This is a genomic window from Streptomyces sp. NPDC051662 (assembly GCF_040681655.1).
GTDB lineage: Bacteria > Actinomycetota > Actinomycetes > Streptomycetales > Streptomycetaceae > Streptomyces.
This window is the reverse complement of the sequence record NZ_JBFAZD010000009.1, coordinates 297,691-313,131: the sequence shown is the minus strand read 5'-3', so window position 1 is coordinate 313,131 and position 15,441 is coordinate 297,691. Positions and strand designations below refer to the sequence as shown.

The window sequence follows — 15,441 nt, the reverse complement described above, 5'->3', positions numbered from 1 at the left end:
TCGGCCTTTTCCTTTTTGACGGCGGCCTTCAAAAACTCCGACCCGGATTGGCCCACGTGTTCGGGCGCCGGCGCGGGGTCGGGGGGCGCGGCCGCCGCCCCCGGTCCGCCACACCTGTCAGGGCCTGTGAAGAAGGTGTGCGAGGCCGATGGCGGGATGCGTTTCGGGCTGTCGGTGCCCGCGTGCCTGACGTACCGTTTCCGCAGATGAGAGAAACACCCCGCTCGCAGGGGACTGCGGGCGACACCGGAGCGGGGCATCCCCAGCACCGCTTTGGTCGTGCCTTCGCGCACACCACTGGAGCCTCCGGCTCTGGAACACCTCACCGATCGGACGGCCGCCCGCCCCAAACCCCCCGGGGCGTGCGGCACACCGGTCCGTACGGCCGCCCCGGAACCACCCCCCCTGTTCCCGGGCGGCCGGCTTCTTTCTCCCGCCCCATGTGGCGGTTCTGGCTTCCCTTCGCGGTCTGCGCGGCCGTCTTCGCGCTCCTGACCTGGCAGGTTTCCGCGGCTGGGCCGCTGCGCTCCGCCGATGAACGTCTGAGTCGCGCGCTGGCGGGCCAGGGGCCCAGACCAATGACGGAACTCCTCGCCGATCTGGGCAGCATGCTCGTCGCCGTGCCCGTACTGGCCGTGGCGATCGGATACGCGCTGTGGCGCGGGCAGCGCGCGAGGCCGCTGATGGCGGCGCTCGCGATGGCCGCCGTTCCTCTCCTGGTCGTACCGCTCAAGATCTGGATCGACCGGCCCGGCCCGCTCACCGATGCCACCGGGTACTACCCGTCCGGGCATACGGCCACGGCGATGGTCGCGTACGGCGCCGCCGCCCTCCTCCTCGCGCCCGTCGGGCGGAACTGGGCGATGCCCGCCGCCGTCCTGCTCACCCTGGCGACGGGCATCGGTCTCCTGCTGCGTGGCTACCACTGGCCGCTGGACGTCCTCGGCAGCCTGGCGCTCTGCGGAATGCCGCTCCTGGCTCTGGAGCGGGCACTCCGCGCGGCCGGATCGCGTGATCTCAGCCGAAGTACGCGTCGAAATTCTTCGAGAACTCCCACTGGTTGAAGCGGTCCCAGTTGATCGACCAGGTCATCAGCCCGCGCAGGGCGGGCCAGGTGCCATGGGTCTGGTACGAGCCGCAGTCGGTCTTCTTGGTCAGGCAGTTCAGCGCCTTGTTCACCTCGGCCGGTGACGTATGGCCGTTGCCCGCCTGGGTCGAGGCCGGCAGGCCGATGGCCACCTGCTCGGGGCGGAGCGCCGGGAAGACCTTCGTGGTGTCACCGGCGACCGGGAAGCCGGTGAGCAGCATGTCGGTCATCGCGATATGGAAATCGGCGCCGCCCATCGAGTGGTACTGGTTGTCCAGGCCCATGATCGGGCCGGAGTTGTAGTCCTGGACGTGCAGCAGGGTGAGATCGTCGCGCAGGGCGTGGATCACCGGGAGATACGATCCGGCGCGCGGGTCCTGGCCGCCCCAGGGACCGGAGCCGTAGAACTGGTAGCCGAGCTGCACGAAGAAGGTCTCGGGGGCCATGGTGAGGACGAAGTCCGCGCCGTACTTGGCCTTGAGGGTCTTGATCGCGGAGATCAGATTGACGACGACCGGCGTCGTGGGGTTGCGGAAGTCGGTGTCACCGGTGTTCAGCGAGAGCGAGTGGCCCTCGAAGTCGATGTCCAGGCCGTCCAGACCGTACTCGTCGATGATCTTGGAGACCGAGGAGACGAAGGCGTCGCGGGCGGCGGTGGTGGAGAGCTGGACCTGGCCGTTCGCGCCGCCGATGGAGATCAGGACCTTCTTGCCCGCGGCCTGCTTGGCCTTGATCGCCGCCTTGAACTCGGCGACGGACTCGACGTTCGGGCATTCGGCGACCGGGCAGAGGCTGAAGCGGATGTCGCCGGAGGTGACCGAGGTGGGTTCGCCGAAGGCGAGGTTGATGACGTCCCATGAGGCGGGCACATCGGCCATCCGCGTGTACCCGGAGCCGTTGGCGAAGCTGGAGTGCAGATAGCCGACCAGCGCGTGGGCGGGCAGGTCCGCGCCTCCTCCTCCGCCGCCGCCCGAGGTGGCGGTGGTCGCGGTGACGGCGGGCGAGAGCGCGGACGCGCCGACGGCGTTGGTCGCGGCGACCTGGAAGCTGTAGGCCGTGGCGGGGCTGAGCCCGGTGACGGTCGCGGAGGTGCCGCTGACGTCCAGGGCCTTCGCGCCGCCCCGGTAGACGGTGTAGCCGGTGGCTCCCGTGACGGGCGTCCAGGACAGCGCCACGGAGGTCGAGGTGACGCTGTTCGCCTTCAGGCCGGTGGGGACGGCCGGGGGCTGCTCGGGCGCGCCGCCGGGGCCGACGAGGGTGAGGTCGTCGGCGTAATAGGCGGGCGTGCCGTACCACCCGTGGGTGTAGACGGTCACCGAGGTGGTGCTCGGGCCGGTGCGGAAGCTCGTGGTCAGCTTCTGCCAGTCGGCCGCGGACTGCGTCCAGGTCGAGACATCGGTGGTGCCCGTGCCGGAGGCGCCGAGATAGACATAGCCGCCGCGGACCCAGGAGCTGAGTGTGTACGCGGAGTCGGGCTTGACCGTGACGGTCTGCGAGCACTTGGCGTTGTCGTTGCCCGCGGGGGTCCCCTTGAGCGCGCCGGCGCCGGCGTGCACCGGTGTGGTGACGACGGAGCCGCTGCCCGCCGTACAGCTCCAGCCGGTCAGGCCGGACTCGAAGCCGCCGTTACGGGCGATGTCCGCGTCGGCGGCCCGTGCCGTCTGGGCGGCGGCGACGAGTCCGCCGGCGGTGAGCACGGCGGCCGCGAGGGCGGCCACCAGTCTTGGGTACAGAGCAGGACGTCTGGTGCGTTCCACAACTGCCTCCGGGCATGGGGGAAATGAGGTGGCGGAGCGCGCACAGCATGGTCCAGACCAATTCGTTGGTCAAGACCTGTGACAGTGCCACCCCGGAACCGCCCCACGCCCTCGCCGCCCCTGGGGGTCACACGGCGCCGCCCTCCCCGCCCCCGCCCCCAATCCCGTGTCCCGCCGCGAGACTCGCCGCCGCCTCGTGCATCGCCAGCTCCAGCAGCGACGCGTCGGTGAGCGTGCCCGAGCCGTCCGGCGGAATCAGCCAGCGCAGACCGCCGCTCGTCCGCCCCGGGTGCGGCACGACGATCCAGGTGCCGGAGCCGGCGCCGCGTACGCCGGTACCGAGCCAGCGCGCGACCGTGCCCGGCGGCACGAAGAACCCCATCCGGGAGTCGCCGAAGTCGGCGAGCACGGGCCCCGGCCGGTCGACGAGCCTGGTCAGCACGTCGAGGGTCGGATAGCCGAGCTCGCCGGGGAGGATCAGCACGTCCCAGAGCCGGCCGGCGGGCAGCAGAGCCACCCCCAGCGGGTTGCGCTGCCACTCCCACCGGCAGGCTTCGGGATCCGGTGCCACCGAAGTCAGCCACTCCACCGCGTTGTTCGCCCCTGAGCCGGTCATCTGCCCGGCCTCCCCTCCGTATTGTTGGACAATCTGTCCACAAGGGGGAGACACGAGGGGGGCCGGGCGATTACGCGAGTTCGACCGACGATCTCGCGGTGATCTGGATCACAAGGCCCTGGGCGCGGACCTCGGCGGGCGGGCGGCTCAGCTGTCGAAACCGAGACCCAGCCGGTCCATGGTCCGCAGCCACAGATTGCGCTGACCGCCCCGGGCGTCCGCGCGGGCCAGCGACCATTTCGTGAGGCCGATCCCCGCCCACGCGGCCGGTTCCGGCGGGAACGGCAGCGGCTTGCTCCTGACCATCTCCAGCGCGGTGCGCTCGGTCCGCTCGCCCGCCAGGAGATCGAGCATCACCTCCCCGCCGAAGCGGGTCGCCCCGACACCGAGCCCGGTGTACCCGGCGGCGTACGCGACCCGGCCGTCGTAGGCCGTGCCGAAGAAGGCCGAGAAGCGCGAACAGGTGTCGATGGCACCGCCCCAGGCGTGGCTGAAGCGCACCCCCTCCAGCTGCGGGAAGCAGCGGAAGAAGTGGCCGGCGAGCTTGAGATAGGTCTCCGGACGGTGGTTGAGCGCCGGGTCGAGCCGACCTCCGTACGGATAGATCGCGTCGTAACCGCCCCACAGGATGCGGTGGTCGTCGGTGATCCGGAAGTAGTGGAACTGATTGGCGCTGTCGCCGAGCCCCTGACGGTTCTTCCAGCCGATCGCGGCGCGCTGCGCCTCGGTGAGCGGCTCGGTCATCAGTGCGTAGTCGTAGACCGGGACGGTGTACGGCCGTACCCGTCGGACGAGCGAGGGGAACACATTGGTACCGAGCGCGACCTTGCGCGCGAAGACCCGGCCGTACGGCGTACGGACGGCCATCCCGGCCCCGGCACCCGGCCTGACACCGGAGCGCCGGCAGCGCGCCAGCTCCAGCGCGCGGGTGTTCTCGTAGACGCGTACCCCCAGCTCCGCGCAGACGCGCTTGAGGCCCCAGGCGAGCTTGGCCGGGTGCAGCATGGCGACGCCGCGCCGGTCCCACAGCCCGCCCAGGAAGGTCGGCGAGTCGACCTCGGCGCGCACCGCGTCCCGGTCGAGCGGCTCCAGACCGGTGTGGCCGAGCCGCGTCGCCTCCTCGTACAGCTCATGGAGGTCGTCCAGTTGGTACGGCTCCGTGGCGACATCGATCTCGCCGGTGCGCTCGAATGAGCAGTCGATGGCGTAGCGGGTGACGGTCGCCTCGATGCCGTCGAGATTGCGCTCGCCCAGTTCCTCCAGCTTCCGCAGCTCACCCGGCCACCGTGCGAGCCCGTTGCTGAAGCCGTGCGTGAGGGAGGCGGCGCAGAAGCCGCCGTTGCGGCCGGAGGCGGCCCAGCCCACCTCGCGGCCCTCGATCAGTACGACGTCCCGCTCCGGGTCGCGTTCCTTGGCGAGCAGCGCGGTCCACAGCCCGCTGTAGCCGCCGCCGATGACCAGCAGATCGCAGTGTTCGTCGCCGGTGAGGGCCGGCAGGGCCCCTGGCCTGCCGGGGTCGTCCAGCCAGTACGGGACCGGCCGCGCGTCGGAGAGTGATGCGGCGGAGAGCGCCGCGGTGGCGGTACGCATGGCGCTTGGGGCCATGTCTTCCAACTCCTTCGGGGGAGGGTGGGACCCGGTCAGGTGGTGGCGGTCTTCTTCCGGCGGTTGCTGACCAGCTGGCCGCCGACCACCAGCAGTACGGCGATGATGAACATCGCCGTTCCGATGACATTGATCTGTACCGGCGTACCGCGCTGCGCGGAGCCCCAGACGAACATGGGGAAGGTCACGGTCGAACCGGCGTTGAAGTTGGTGATGATGAAGTCGTCGAACGAGAGCGCGAAGGCGAGCAGGGCGCCCGCCGCGATCCCGGGGGCGGCGATCGGCAGCGTGACCCGTACGAACGTCTGTACGGGCCCCGCGTAGAGATCCCGCGCCGCCTCCTCCAGTCTCGGGTCCATCGACATGACGCGCGCCTTGACGGCGGTCACCACAAAGCTGAGACAGAACATGATGTGTGCGATGAGCACGGTCCAGAAGCCGAGCCGCGCGCCCAGGTTGAGGAAGAGCGTCAGCAGCGAGGCGGCCATCACCACCTCGGGCATCGCCATCGGCAGGAAGATCAGTGAATTGATCGAGCCGCGCGCCCGGAAGCGGTAGCGGACCAGCGCGAACGCGATCATCGTGCCCAGGACGGTGGCGCCGAGCGTCGCCCAGGCGGCGATCTGGAGGGAGAGCGTCAGCGAGCCGCACAGATCCGCGACTCCGCAGGGATCCTTCCAGGCGTCCAGCGAGAAGCGCTGCCAGGAGTAGTTGAACCGCCCGTTCGGCTTGTTGAAGGAGAAGACCATCACGACGAGATTGGGCACGATCAGATAGCCGAGCGTCAGCACGCCCGCGATGACGACGATGTTGCGTCGGAGCCAGCGCATCAGACCAGGTCCTCCGTCCCTGCTCGGCGGATGTAGAAGGTGACCATCAGCAGGACGATCGCCATGAGGATGAACGAGAGCGCGGCGGCCGTCGGATAGTCCAGGACCCGCAGGAACTGCGTCTGGATGACGCTGCCCACCATCTTGGTGTCGGTGGAGCCGAGCAGTTCGGCGTTGACGTAGTCGCCGCTCGCCGGGATGAAGGTGAGCAGCGTGCCGGAGACGACCCCCGGCATGGAGAGCGGGAAGGTCACCTTCCGGAACGTGGTCAGCGGCCTGGCGTACAGATCGCCCGCGGCCTCGTGCAACCGCCCGTCGATGCGCTCCAGCGAGGTGTAGAGGGGCAGGATCATGAAGGGCAGGAAGTTGTAGGTGAGCCCGCAGACCACCGCCATGGGTGTGGCGAGTACGCGGTTGCCCTCGGTCCAGCCGAGCCAGCTGGTCACATCGAGCACATGCAGGGAGTCCAGGATGCCGACGACCGTGCCACCGTCGGCGAGGATCGTCTTCCAGGCGAGCGTACGGATCAGGAAGCTGGTGAAGAACGGCGCGATGACCAGGACCAGCAGCAGATTGCGCCACCGTCCGGCCTTGAAGGCGATGAGATACGCGAGCGGATAGCCGAGCAGCAGACACAGGATCGTGGCCGTGCCCGCGTACAGCAGGGAGCGCACGAACTGCGGGTAGTACTCCTGGAGCGCGTCCCAGTAGGTCGAGAAGTGCCAGGTGACCTCGAAGCCCTTCTCCAGGGAGCCGGTCTGTACGGACGTCGACGCCTGGTAGACCATCGGCAGCGCGAAGAAGACCAGCAGCCAGAGGATGCCGGGCAGCAGCAGCCAGTACGGGACGAGCCGCTTGCGCGTGGACGCCTTGCGTAGCGGGGGTTCCGGCGGGGTGGCGGGCGCGGCGGGGGGTGCCTCGGTGAGCGTCACGAGACCTCCTCGTCGACCGTCTCGATGCCCGCGTCGATATCTTGGGCGGCGTCCAGCCCGAAGCTGTGCGCCGGGTTCCAGTGCAGGACCACCTCGGCGCCGGGGGCGAGCCGGCTGTCCCGCTCGATGTTCTGCGCGTACACCTCGAACTCCGGACAGACCGGGCTGTCGATCACATACTGCGTGGAGACCCCGATGAAGCTGGAGTCGGCGATCCGCCCGGTGATCCGGTTGCGGCCGTCGGGGATGGTGTCCGCGTCGTCCGCGTGTGCCAGCGAGATCTTCTCGGGCCGTATGCCGACCAGCAGTCTGCCGCCGCTCGTGGTCGGGGCGGAGCACCGTCCCGCGGGCAGCCGCAGTGTGGCGCCGCCCGCCGTGACCACCACGTCGTCGCCATGGCTCTCGGCGACCTCGGCCTCGATGAGGTTGGAGGTGCCGAGGAAGTTGGCGACGAAGGTGGTCTGCGGGTTCTCGTAGAGATCGGCGGGGCTGCCCAGCTGCTCGACCAGACCGCCGTTCATCACCGCGACCGTGTCGGCCATGGTCATGGCCTCCTCCTGGTCATGGGTGACATGGATGAAGGTGATGCCGACCTCGGTCTGGATGCGCTTCAGCTCAAGCTGCATCTGCCGGCGCAGCTTGAGGTCGAGGGCGCCGAGGGGTTCGTCGAGCAGCAGTACCTGCGGGTGGTTGATCAGTGCGCGGGCGACCGCGACCCGCTGCTGCTGGCCGCCGGAGAGCTGGTGCGGCTTGCGCTTGGCGAAGTCGCCGAGCTGGACGAGATCCAGCATCTGGCCGACCTGCCCGCGTACGGACTTGATGCCGCGGCGCCGCAGTCCGAAGGCGACGTTCTCGTAGATGTCGAGGTGCGGGAAGAGCGCGTAGCTCTGGAAGACGGTGTTGACCGGACGCTGGTAGGGAGGCAGACCGGTGACGTCCTTGTCGCCCAGGAAGACCGTGCCGGTGGTCGGCTCCTCCAGGCCCGCGATCATCCGCAGGGTGGTGGTCTTGCCGCACCCCGACGCGCCGAGGAGAGCGAAGAAGGAGCCCTGCGGCACGGTGAGATCGAGCGGCTTGACGGCGCGGAAGGAGCCGTACGTCTTGCTGATCCCGGACAGGCGGACGTCGCCGCCGCCCCGGCTGGTGGATGCAGTCTCTGTCATGGGTAACGGTCCCGGGGATGAGAGAGGTGGACGGGCTGAGACCAGGCCGTCCCCGGCGATGGAGGAGGTACGGCGTCAGGCGCCGATGAGCTTGGCGAACTTCTGCTCGTACGCCGTCTCTTCCGCTGCGCTGAGGGAGCGGAAGGCGTGCGAGGCGGCGGCCATCGCCGCGTCCGGGAGGATCAGGGTGTTGTCGGCCATCGACTTGTCGATCTTCGTGAGTTCGGCCCGCACTCCGTCGACCGGGCAGACGTAGTTGATGTACGCGGCGAGCTGGGCGGCGACCGGCGGCCGGTAGTAGTGGTCGATGAGCATCTCGGCGTTGGTCTTGTGCCGTGCCTTGGCCGGGACCAGCAGATTGTCGCTGGAGATGATGTAGCCGCTGCGGGGGATGGCGAACTTGATGTCCGGGTTGTCGTTCTGGAGCTGGACGACATCGCCGGCCCAGGCGACACAGGCCGCGATATCGCCCTTGTCGAGATCCGCGGTGTAGTCGTTGCCGGTGAAGCGGCGGATCTGCTTCTTGTCGACGGCCTTCTGGATACGGGCGACGGCGGCGTCGAAATCGTCGTCCGTGAAGCTGCCCGGGTCCTTGCCCAGATCGAGCAGGGTCATTCCGATGGAGTCGCGCATCTCGGAGAGGAAGGAGACGCGGCCTTTCAGCCGCGGGTCGTCGAGCAGCTGGGAGACGGAGTCGACCGTGCGTCCGCCGGTGGCCTTCGCGTTGTACGCGATGACGGTGGGGATACCGGTCCAGGGGTAGCTGTGGGCGCGGCCCGGGTCCCAGTCGGGTGAACGGAACTGGTCGGAGAGGTTCGTGAACGCGTGGGGCAGCTGGGCGGGGTCCAGCTTCTGCGCGTAACCGAGCCTGATCATGCGGGCGGCGAGCCAGTCGGTGACACATATGAGATCGCGGCCGATGTCCTGGCCGGCCGCCAGCTGCGGCTGGATCTTGCCGAAGAACTCGACGTTGTCGTTGATGTCCGCCGTGTACTTGACGCTGATGCCGGTGCGCTTGGTGAACTCCCGCAGCGTCGGGTAGTCCTTCTCGTCCTCGCTGACATCCATGTACTCGGTCCAGTTGGAGAAGACGACCCGTTTCTCCTCCGCCGAGTGGTCGGTGGACGCGGGCCCGTCGCCCTCCCGCTTGGCGGGCGGGATCCCGCAGCCGCTCAGACCGGCGAGAGCGCCGATCGTGAGCGCGCCGACACCGGTGGCGCGCAGCATGGAACGGCGGGTGAGGGCGCCCCTGCCGCTGGTCAGGCTGCGCCGCATCGCGGCCAGTTGGGCCCCGGAGAGACGGTCGGGCTCGTACTGCTCCATGCGCTGTGCCCTTTCGGGTGGATGGTCACTGCGGACGGACGGTCCCTAGGGACGGTCACCGAAGATCGTGCGGTGCCAGTCCTTCCTGGCCACCGCGGTGTTGTCGTACATCACATGCTTGACCTGCGTGTACTCCTCGAAGGAGTACGTCGACATGTCCTTGCCGAACCCGCTGGCCTTGTATCCGCCGTGCGGCATCTCGCTGATGATCGGGATGTGGTCGTTGACCCAGACGCAGCCGGCCTTGATCTCACGGGTGGCCCGGCCCGCGCGGTGGACATCGCGGGTCCAGGCGGAGGCGGCGAGGCCGTACGGGGTGTCATTGGCGAGCCGGATGCCCTCGTCGTCGGAGTCGAAGGGCAGGACGACCAGGACCGGGCCGAAGATCTCGGACTGGACGATCTCGCTGTCCTGGGCGGCGTCCGCGACGAGGGTGGGACGGTAGTACGCGCCGTCCTTCCACATCCCGCCGGGCGCCCCGCCACCGGTGACGATCCGGGCGTAGCCGCGGGCCCGTTCCACGAAGCCGGCCACGCGGTCGCGGTGGGTGTGCGAGATCAGCGGGCCGAGGTCCGTGGCCGGGTCGAAGGGGTCGCCGAGGCGCACGGTCTCCATCAGTTCGGCGACACCGCTGACGAAGGCGTCGTAGAGCGGCCGTTGCACATAGGCACGGGTGGCGGCCGTACAGTCCTGGCCGCCGTTGATGAGGGAGCCCGCCACCGCCCCGTGGACGGCGGCCTCCAGGTCCGCGTCGTCGAAGACCAGGAAGGGTGCCTTGCCGCCGAGTTCCAGATGGAGGCGTTTGACGGTGGCGGTGGCGATCTCGGCGACGCGCTTGCCGACGGCGGTGGAGCCGGTGAAGGAGGTCATCACGACATCGGGGTGGCCGACGAGACGTTCCCCGGCGTCGGGCCCCGCGCCGCTGACGATATTGATCACGCCGTCGGGCAGTCCGGCCCGCTGGGCGGCGTGCGCGAACATCAGCGAGGTGAAGGGGGTGATCTCGGCGGGCTTCAGGACGATGGTGTTGCCCGCGGCGACGGCCGGCAGGATCTTCCACGCGGCCATCTGGAGCGGGTAGTTCCAGGGCGCGATGGAGCCGACGGCCCCGATCGGCTCGCGGCGTACGTACGAGGTGTGATCGGCGCTGTACTCACCGGCCGAGGCGCCCTGGAGATGGCGCGCGGCGCCCGCGAAGAACGCGGTGTTGTCGATGGTGCCGGGAACATCGAACTCGGTGGACAGCTTGATCGGTTTGCCGCACTGGAGCGATTCCGCGTACGCGAAGTCGTCGGCCTGTTCGGCGAGGACGTCCGCGAACCGGTGCAGGGCGTCGGAACGTTCCCCCGGAGTGGTGCCCGACCAGCCGGGGAACGCCTCGCGCGCGGCGGTGACGGCGGCGTCGACATCGGCCGGGCCCGCCAGTTCGTACGCGTACAGTTCCTCGCCGGTCGCCGGGTTCACGACGGCGTGCGTACGTCCCGAGGTGCCCGCTCGCGCCCGCCCGCCGATGAACTGCGCACCGTCCGCGAAGCGGTCCCGCACCTGGAAGCGGTTGGCCATGACGCTCTCCGATGTTCCAGCTGGTTGGTCAGCTGTTGTCCCGGTTGTTGTTCCGGCTTCAATTGAGTGCCGATCCTGACAGAGCACCGCCACCTCAACAAGGGATTCCGTTGTTGCCTTTTGGTTACGCGACGGAATCGGTCGACCATGTGTCGCGTCAGCGTGCCGATCGGCGGACGGAATGTCCGTGGTGACTGCCAGACTCGCATGCATGGGGAAGAACGCGGGACGTCAGAAGTACCTGCTCTTCTGGGGACACGCGCCGCGCCGGGACGGCACGCTCGGCGCGAGCTGCCTCAGTCAGTGGTGGCCCTCGCCGTTCACGGTGGACGGGGTGGAGTACGCCACGGCCGAGCACTGGATGATGGCGGGCAAGGCGCGCCTCTTCGGGGACGAGCGGGCCGAGCGCGCCGCTGTGGAGGCGGCGAATCCCGCGCTCGCCAAGACGGCGGGGCGGCTGGTGCGCGGATTCGACGAGGCCGTCTGGGAGCGTGAGCGCCTCGGAATCGTGGTGGAGGGCAGCGTCCACAAATTCGGGCAGGACGCCGCGCTGCGCGGATTCCTGCTGGCCACGGGCGACCGGATACTCGTGGAGGCCAGCCCGATGGACCGGATCTGGGGCATCGGGCTGGCCGCCGACGACGAGCGGGCGCGGGATCCCGAGCGCTGGCGCGGGCTGAATCTGCTGGGCCTGGCGCTGATGGAGGCGCGTGAGCGGCTCCGGACCGAGGCCGCGGGCGCGGCCTCGGACGGCGGGGGATCTACGGGCTGAGGCCGGCCGGCTCAGGGCCTGCCGGGTCTGACAGGTCTGCCGGACCTACCGGGCCTACCGAGTGACCTCAAGCACCAGCGAGGTGCTGTAGTCGTCGTAAGTGCTGTCGTAGTCGTTGTTGTTCTCCTCGTTGATCGCCTGGGTGATGCCCCAGATGATGAAGCCGAGGAAGATGACGCCGAGGGCGATGCCGATCGACCCGAGGATGACACCGGCGCGGGCCTGTCCCTCGTTGGTGGCCTCGCCTCGCTGTACCCGCTTCCTGCCGACGATGCCGAAGATCAGCGCGAGTACGCCGAGGACGATGCCGCCGATGCCGTACAGACAGAACAGACAGACGGACAGGATGCCGAGCACCATCGCGGCGACACCCATACCGTTCGCCGGGGCTCCCCAGCCGGGCTGGCCGTACCCCGGCACGCCCGGGTACGGCTGGGGAGCCGCCGGATAGCCGGGATAGCCGTAGCCGGGAGCCGCTCCCGGTCCCGCGCCGGCGCCGTACGGAGCGGCGGGGTGCGGGGCGGGCGGGGCGGGCGGGTATCCGTAGGGACCGGGCGCGGGCTGAGCCGGGCCCCCGGGAGCGGTGGGCGGCGGCGGTACGGCGCCGGACTCGGGCCCTCCGGTCGGCATACCGATGACCGTCGGCATGTTGTGCACCGATCCCGGCGACGACTGCGGGAACCCCGGGCCCCCCGGGGACCGCTGTCCCGGAAGCTCGGGTGAGTCGGGTGATATCGGTGGCGGCGGCAGTGGCGCCGGCTTGTCCAGCGGGATCCGCTGCTCGGGCGGAGCCCAGGGATCACTCGGCTCGTGGCCGCCCGGCGGCGGCTCGCTCTCGTTCGACATGGGCCTCCCCCATCGTAATTCCGTCATGCTACGGCCTCCGCCCTCTACGGAAACGGCCCGGCCTACGATGATCCCTGACCCGAACGGCGCCCGGCGGAGCGCGGACGTACCGCCCCTGCCGACGCCGTGAATTCCTGGCAACCGCCCCAGCACCCGGAGGACCCCGATGACCGATCTGCACCCCTTCATCGCGGGGCTGCCCAAGGCCGAACTGCATGTCCACCATGTCGGCTCGGCATCGCCCCGTATCGTGGCCGAACTGGCCGGCCGGCACGCGGACTCCAAGGTGCCCGCCGACCCCGAGGCGCTCGCCGAATACTTCACCTTCACCGACTTCGCGCACTTCATCGACGTCTATCTCTCCGTCGTCGATCTGATCCGTACGCCCGAGGACGTCCGGCTGCTGACCTTCGAGATCGCCCGTGACATGGCCCGGCAGAACATCCGCTACGCCGAGTTGACGGTCACACCGTTCAGCTCGACCAGCCGCGGCATCCCCGAGCAGGGCTTCATGGAGGCGATCGAGGACGCCCGGAAGAGCGCCGAGGCCGAGTTCGGCGTCCTGCTGCGCTGGTGCTTCGACATCCCCGGCGAGGCAGGGCTGCCCGCGGCCGAGGAGACGACCAGGCTCGCGGTGGACCTGCGGCCCGAGGGGCTGATCGCCTTCGGTCTCGGCGGCCCGGAGATCGGGGTGCCCCGGCCGCAGTTCAAGCCGTACTTCGACCGCGCGATCGCCGCGGGCCTGCACTCCGTGCCGCACGCCGGTGAGACGACGGGCCCCGAAACGATCTGGGACGCGCTGCGCGAGCTGGGCGCGGAGCGCATCGGCCATGGCACGAGCGCCGTCCAGGACCCGGGGCTGCTGGCGTACCTCGCCCAGCACCGCATCCCGCTTGAGGTGTGCCCGACCTCCAATATCGCCACCCGCGCCGTCCTCGATCTCGAAGAGCACCCGATCAAGGCGATGGTCGCGGCGGGAGTGCTGGTGACGGTCAACAGCGACGACCCGCCGATGTTCGGCACGGACCTCAACCAGGAGTACGGCGTGGCCGCCCGGCTGCTCGGCCTGGACGAGCGTGGTCTGGCCGATCTCGCGAAGAACGGTGTCGAGGCCTCGTTCCTCGACACGGACGGCAAGAAGCGGCTCACCGCCGAGATCGACGCGTACACCGCCCAGTGGCTCGCGCGCTGACGATGGCCGGCGACCGGACGGACCGGGACACCGCCGCGCGGACCGTCGTCGCCGTCGGCCACCGCGGCGACCCCTACCGCGTACGGGAGAACACCCTCCCGTCCGTGCACTCCGCGCGGCGGCGGGGCGCGGACGCGGTCGAGATCGACGTCAGGCTCACCCGCGACGGTGAGCCCGTGCTGCTGCACGACTCCACGCTGGAGCGGCTCTGGGGCCATGAACGGCGGCTGGCGGAGCTGACGTACGAGGAGCTGCGCGAGCTCACCGACGGTGGGGTCCCGACGCTGCGTGAGGCGCTCACGGCGGAGGACCCGGCCGGGGCCGGCGGCGGCGCGCACGCGGGTGCGGACGGGACCCGGTTCATGGTGGACCTGCCCGGCGCGACCGAGGAGGCGGTACGCACGATCGTCGGCACCGTGCGCGAGTGCGGCGCCGCCGAGCGCGTGTACTACTGCGCGGGCCCGAGCGCGATGCTCGCCGTACGCGCCGCCGACGCGCACGCCGAGATCGCTCTGACATGGACGACGCTCGCGCCACCGCGTCCGGCGCTGCTGGCGGCGATGCGGCCACGCTGGCTCAACTACCGGTTCGGGCTGGTCAGTCGGGAGCTGGCCGACCGCAACCACCGGGACGGGCTGCTGGTCTCCGCCTGGACCGTGGACACCCGGCGGAGCATGCGCCGGCTGATCGCGCACGGCGTCGACTCCGTCACCACCAACCGGATCGATGTCCTGTCCGGGCTCCTGGGCACTCGTCGTTCATGAACCCCCCGGCATACGGTCGGGCATGATGAGCCGACGGTCCCTCCCGTGATCACGGCGAGCGCGGCAGGTGCGGAGTCGAGCAGAGGAGAAGATATGGCCGACGACCACAACAACCCGCGTGCGACGGGGCGTATCCGCTCCGACATCGCCCACAACGCGCGTGTCTGGAACTACTGGTTGGGCGGCAAAGACAACTATCTGGTGGACCGCGCGGTCGGCGACCAGGTCACCGGCCTCTACCCGAGCATCGGTGAAGTGGCGCGCGCGGACCGGGCGTTCCTCGGCCGTGTGGTCCGTCATCTCACCGGTGATCTGGGCATACGGCAGTTCCTCGACATCGGCACGGGCCTGCCCACCGTCGACAACACCCATGAGGTCGCGCAGCGGATCGCGCCCGAGTCCCGGATCGTCTATGTGGACAACGACCCGATCGTGCTGGCGCACGCCCGCGCGCTGCTGACGGGTTCCGCCGCGGGCGCCACCGAGTACATCGACGCGGACGCCCATGACCCGGACGGGATCCTGGCCGCCGTCGAGCCGACGCTCGACCTGCGGCAGCCGGTGGCGGTGATACTGCTCGGCATCCTGAACTTCGTCCTCGACACCGACGACGCGCGGTCGATCGTACGCAAGCTGCTGGCCGCCGTACCGTCCGGCAGCTATCTGGTACTGACCCACCCCACGCTGGAACTGGGCGGCGACGGCAATGCTGAGGCGATGCGGTTCTGGAACGAGAACGCGACTCCGCCGATCACCGCCCGCGGCCGGGCGGACATCGAGTCCTTCGTGGCCGGTCTTGAGCTGCTGGAGCCGGGCATCGTCTCCTGCGCGCGCTGGCGCCCCGACCCCCGCCGGGACGACGGCGCGGTGGAAGTGGCCCAGTTCGGCGTGGTGGCCCGCAAGCCCTGACGTGCCTGGAACCGGAACAGCGGGAACAGCGGGAACAGCGGAAACAGGGACGGCGGGAACAGGGAGACCGGGAGCCGGCAGA

General features: G+C 69.8%; 14 protein-coding genes. 5 read left to right on the top strand and 9 right to left on the bottom strand.

Annotated features, from left to right (window positions below):
• Positions 1-206 precede the first annotated feature (206 nt).
• Positions 207-1,064 (top strand): phosphatase PAP2 family protein, encoded by an 858-nt coding sequence (locus AB0M67_RS17995; RefSeq protein ID WP_365746380.1) that lies wholly within the window; start codon positions 207-209, stop codon positions 1,062-1,064.
• On the opposite strand, the gene AB0M67_RS17990 is transcribed toward AB0M67_RS17995, so the two are convergent.
• The 8 genes from AB0M67_RS17990 to AB0M67_RS17955 all read right to left on the bottom strand — a co-directional run bounded on the left by AB0M67_RS17990 (position 1,018) and on the right by AB0M67_RS17955 (position 10,876).
• Entirely contained in the window at positions 1,018-2,844 is a 1,827-nt protein-coding gene (locus AB0M67_RS17990) for a glycoside hydrolase family 18 protein (RefSeq protein ID WP_365746378.1), read from the bottom strand. The genes AB0M67_RS17995 and AB0M67_RS17990 overlap by 47 nt on opposite strands.
• 127 nt (positions 2,845-2,971) lie before the next feature.
• Positions 2,972-3,460, bottom strand: a complete 489-nt coding sequence (locus AB0M67_RS17985) for a hypothetical protein (protein ID WP_365746375.1) — start codon at positions 3,458-3,460, stop codon at positions 2,972-2,974.
• A 147-nt stretch (positions 3,461-3,607) separates the two neighbouring features.
• A complete protein-coding gene (locus AB0M67_RS17980; protein ID WP_365746373.1) occupies positions 3,608-5,065 on the bottom strand; it encodes an FAD-binding oxidoreductase in 1,458 nt (485 codons plus the stop codon).
• 35 nt (positions 5,066-5,100) lie between these two features.
• Entirely contained in the window at positions 5,101-5,895 is a 795-nt protein-coding gene (locus tag AB0M67_RS17975) for an ABC transporter permease (RefSeq protein ID WP_365746371.1), read from the bottom strand.
• Positions 5,895-6,827, bottom strand: coding sequence for an ABC transporter permease (locus AB0M67_RS17970; RefSeq protein WP_365746369.1), 933 nt, complete (start codon positions 6,825-6,827; stop codon positions 5,895-5,897). The genes AB0M67_RS17975 and AB0M67_RS17970 overlap by 1 nt, the downstream gene beginning before the upstream one ends.
• The gene (locus tag AB0M67_RS17965; protein WP_365746366.1) at positions 6,824-7,990 is read right to left on the bottom strand and encodes an ABC transporter ATP-binding protein; all 1,167 of its coding nucleotides are present in this window, start codon (positions 7,988-7,990) and stop codon (positions 6,824-6,826) included. The genes AB0M67_RS17970 and AB0M67_RS17965 overlap by 4 nt, the downstream gene beginning before the upstream one ends.
• Positions 7,991-8,065: 75 nt before the next feature.
• On the bottom strand, positions 8,066-9,313 hold the full coding sequence (locus tag AB0M67_RS17960) for a spermidine/putrescine ABC transporter substrate-binding protein (protein WP_365746364.1): 1,248 nt from the start codon (positions 9,311-9,313) through the stop codon (positions 8,066-8,068).
• 45 nt (positions 9,314-9,358) lie between these two features.
• The gene (locus AB0M67_RS17955; RefSeq protein WP_365746362.1) at positions 9,359-10,876 is read right to left on the bottom strand and encodes a gamma-aminobutyraldehyde dehydrogenase; all 1,518 of its coding nucleotides are present in this window, start codon (positions 10,874-10,876) and stop codon (positions 9,359-9,361) included.
• A gap of 181 nt (positions 10,877-11,057) precedes the next feature.
• On the opposite strand from AB0M67_RS17955, the gene AB0M67_RS17950 reads away from it, so the two are divergent.
• Positions 11,058-11,648, top strand: a complete 591-nt coding sequence (locus AB0M67_RS17950) for an NADAR family protein (RefSeq protein WP_365746360.1) — start codon at positions 11,058-11,060, stop codon at positions 11,646-11,648.
• A 54-nt stretch (positions 11,649-11,702) separates the two neighbouring features.
• Here AB0M67_RS17950 and AB0M67_RS17945 read toward each other — a convergent pair whose 3' ends face one another.
• Positions 11,703-12,494: a DUF4190 domain-containing protein gene (locus AB0M67_RS17945; RefSeq protein WP_365746358.1), complete on the bottom strand. Its 792-nt coding sequence runs from the start codon at positions 12,492-12,494 to the stop codon at positions 11,703-11,705.
• A gap of 166 nt (positions 12,495-12,660) precedes the next feature.
• Between AB0M67_RS17945 and AB0M67_RS17940 the strand changes: the two genes are divergently transcribed.
• The 3 genes from AB0M67_RS17940 (at position 12,661) to AB0M67_RS17930 (ending at position 15,359) form a co-directional block, all read left to right on the top strand.
• Entirely contained in the window at positions 12,661-13,686 is a 1,026-nt protein-coding gene (locus AB0M67_RS17940; RefSeq protein WP_365746356.1) for an adenosine deaminase, read from the top strand.
• 2 nt (positions 13,687-13,688) lie between these two features.
• Positions 13,689-14,450: a glycerophosphodiester phosphodiesterase gene (locus AB0M67_RS17935; protein ID WP_365746421.1), complete on the top strand. Its 762-nt coding sequence runs from the start codon at positions 13,689-13,691 to the stop codon at positions 14,448-14,450.
• A 93-nt stretch (positions 14,451-14,543) separates the two neighbouring features.
• The gene (locus AB0M67_RS17930) at positions 14,544-15,359 is read left to right on the top strand and encodes an SAM-dependent methyltransferase (RefSeq protein ID WP_365746354.1); all 816 of its coding nucleotides are present in this window, start codon (positions 14,544-14,546) and stop codon (positions 15,357-15,359) included.
• Positions 15,360-15,441: the final 82 nt, after the last annotated feature.

Excerpts from the sequence above, each read along its gene's own strand:
- AB0M67_RS17995 (WP_365746380.1), top strand. The coding sequence starts at position 207 with ATGAGAGAAACACCCCGCTCGCAGGGGACTGCGGGCGACACCGGAGCG.
- AB0M67_RS17985 (WP_365746375.1), bottom strand. The coding sequence starts at position 3,460 with ATGACCGGCTCAGGGGCGAACAACGCGGTGGAGTGGCTGACTTCGGTG.
- AB0M67_RS17980 (WP_365746373.1), bottom strand. The coding sequence starts at position 5,065 with ATGGCCCCAAGCGCCATGCGTACCGCCACCGCGGCGCTCTCCGCCGCA.
- AB0M67_RS17975 (WP_365746371.1), bottom strand. The coding sequence starts at position 5,895 with ATGCGCTGGCTCCGACGCAACATCGTCGTCATCGCGGGCGTGCTGACG.
- AB0M67_RS17965 (WP_365746366.1), bottom strand. The coding sequence starts at position 7,990 with ATGACAGAGACTGCATCCACCAGCCGGGGCGGCGGCGACGTCCGCCTG.
- AB0M67_RS17960 (WP_365746364.1), bottom strand. The coding sequence starts at position 9,313 with ATGGAGCAGTACGAGCCCGACCGTCTCTCCGGGGCCCAACTGGCCGCG.
- AB0M67_RS17955 (WP_365746362.1), bottom strand. The coding sequence starts at position 10,876 with ATGGCCAACCGCTTCCAGGTGCGGGACCGCTTCGCGGACGGTGCGCAG.
- AB0M67_RS17950 (WP_365746360.1), top strand. The coding sequence starts at position 11,058 with ATGTCCGTGGTGACTGCCAGACTCGCATGCATGGGGAAGAACGCGGGA.
- AB0M67_RS17945 (WP_365746358.1), bottom strand. The coding sequence starts at position 12,494 with ATGTCGAACGAGAGCGAGCCGCCGCCGGGCGGCCACGAGCCGAGTGAT.
- AB0M67_RS17940 (WP_365746356.1), top strand. The coding sequence starts at position 12,661 with ATGACCGATCTGCACCCCTTCATCGCGGGGCTGCCCAAGGCCGAACTG.
- AB0M67_RS17935 (WP_365746421.1), top strand. The coding sequence starts at position 13,689 with ATGGCCGGCGACCGGACGGACCGGGACACCGCCGCGCGGACCGTCGTC.
- AB0M67_RS17930 (WP_365746354.1), top strand. The coding sequence starts at position 14,544 with ATGGCCGACGACCACAACAACCCGCGTGCGACGGGGCGTATCCGCTCC.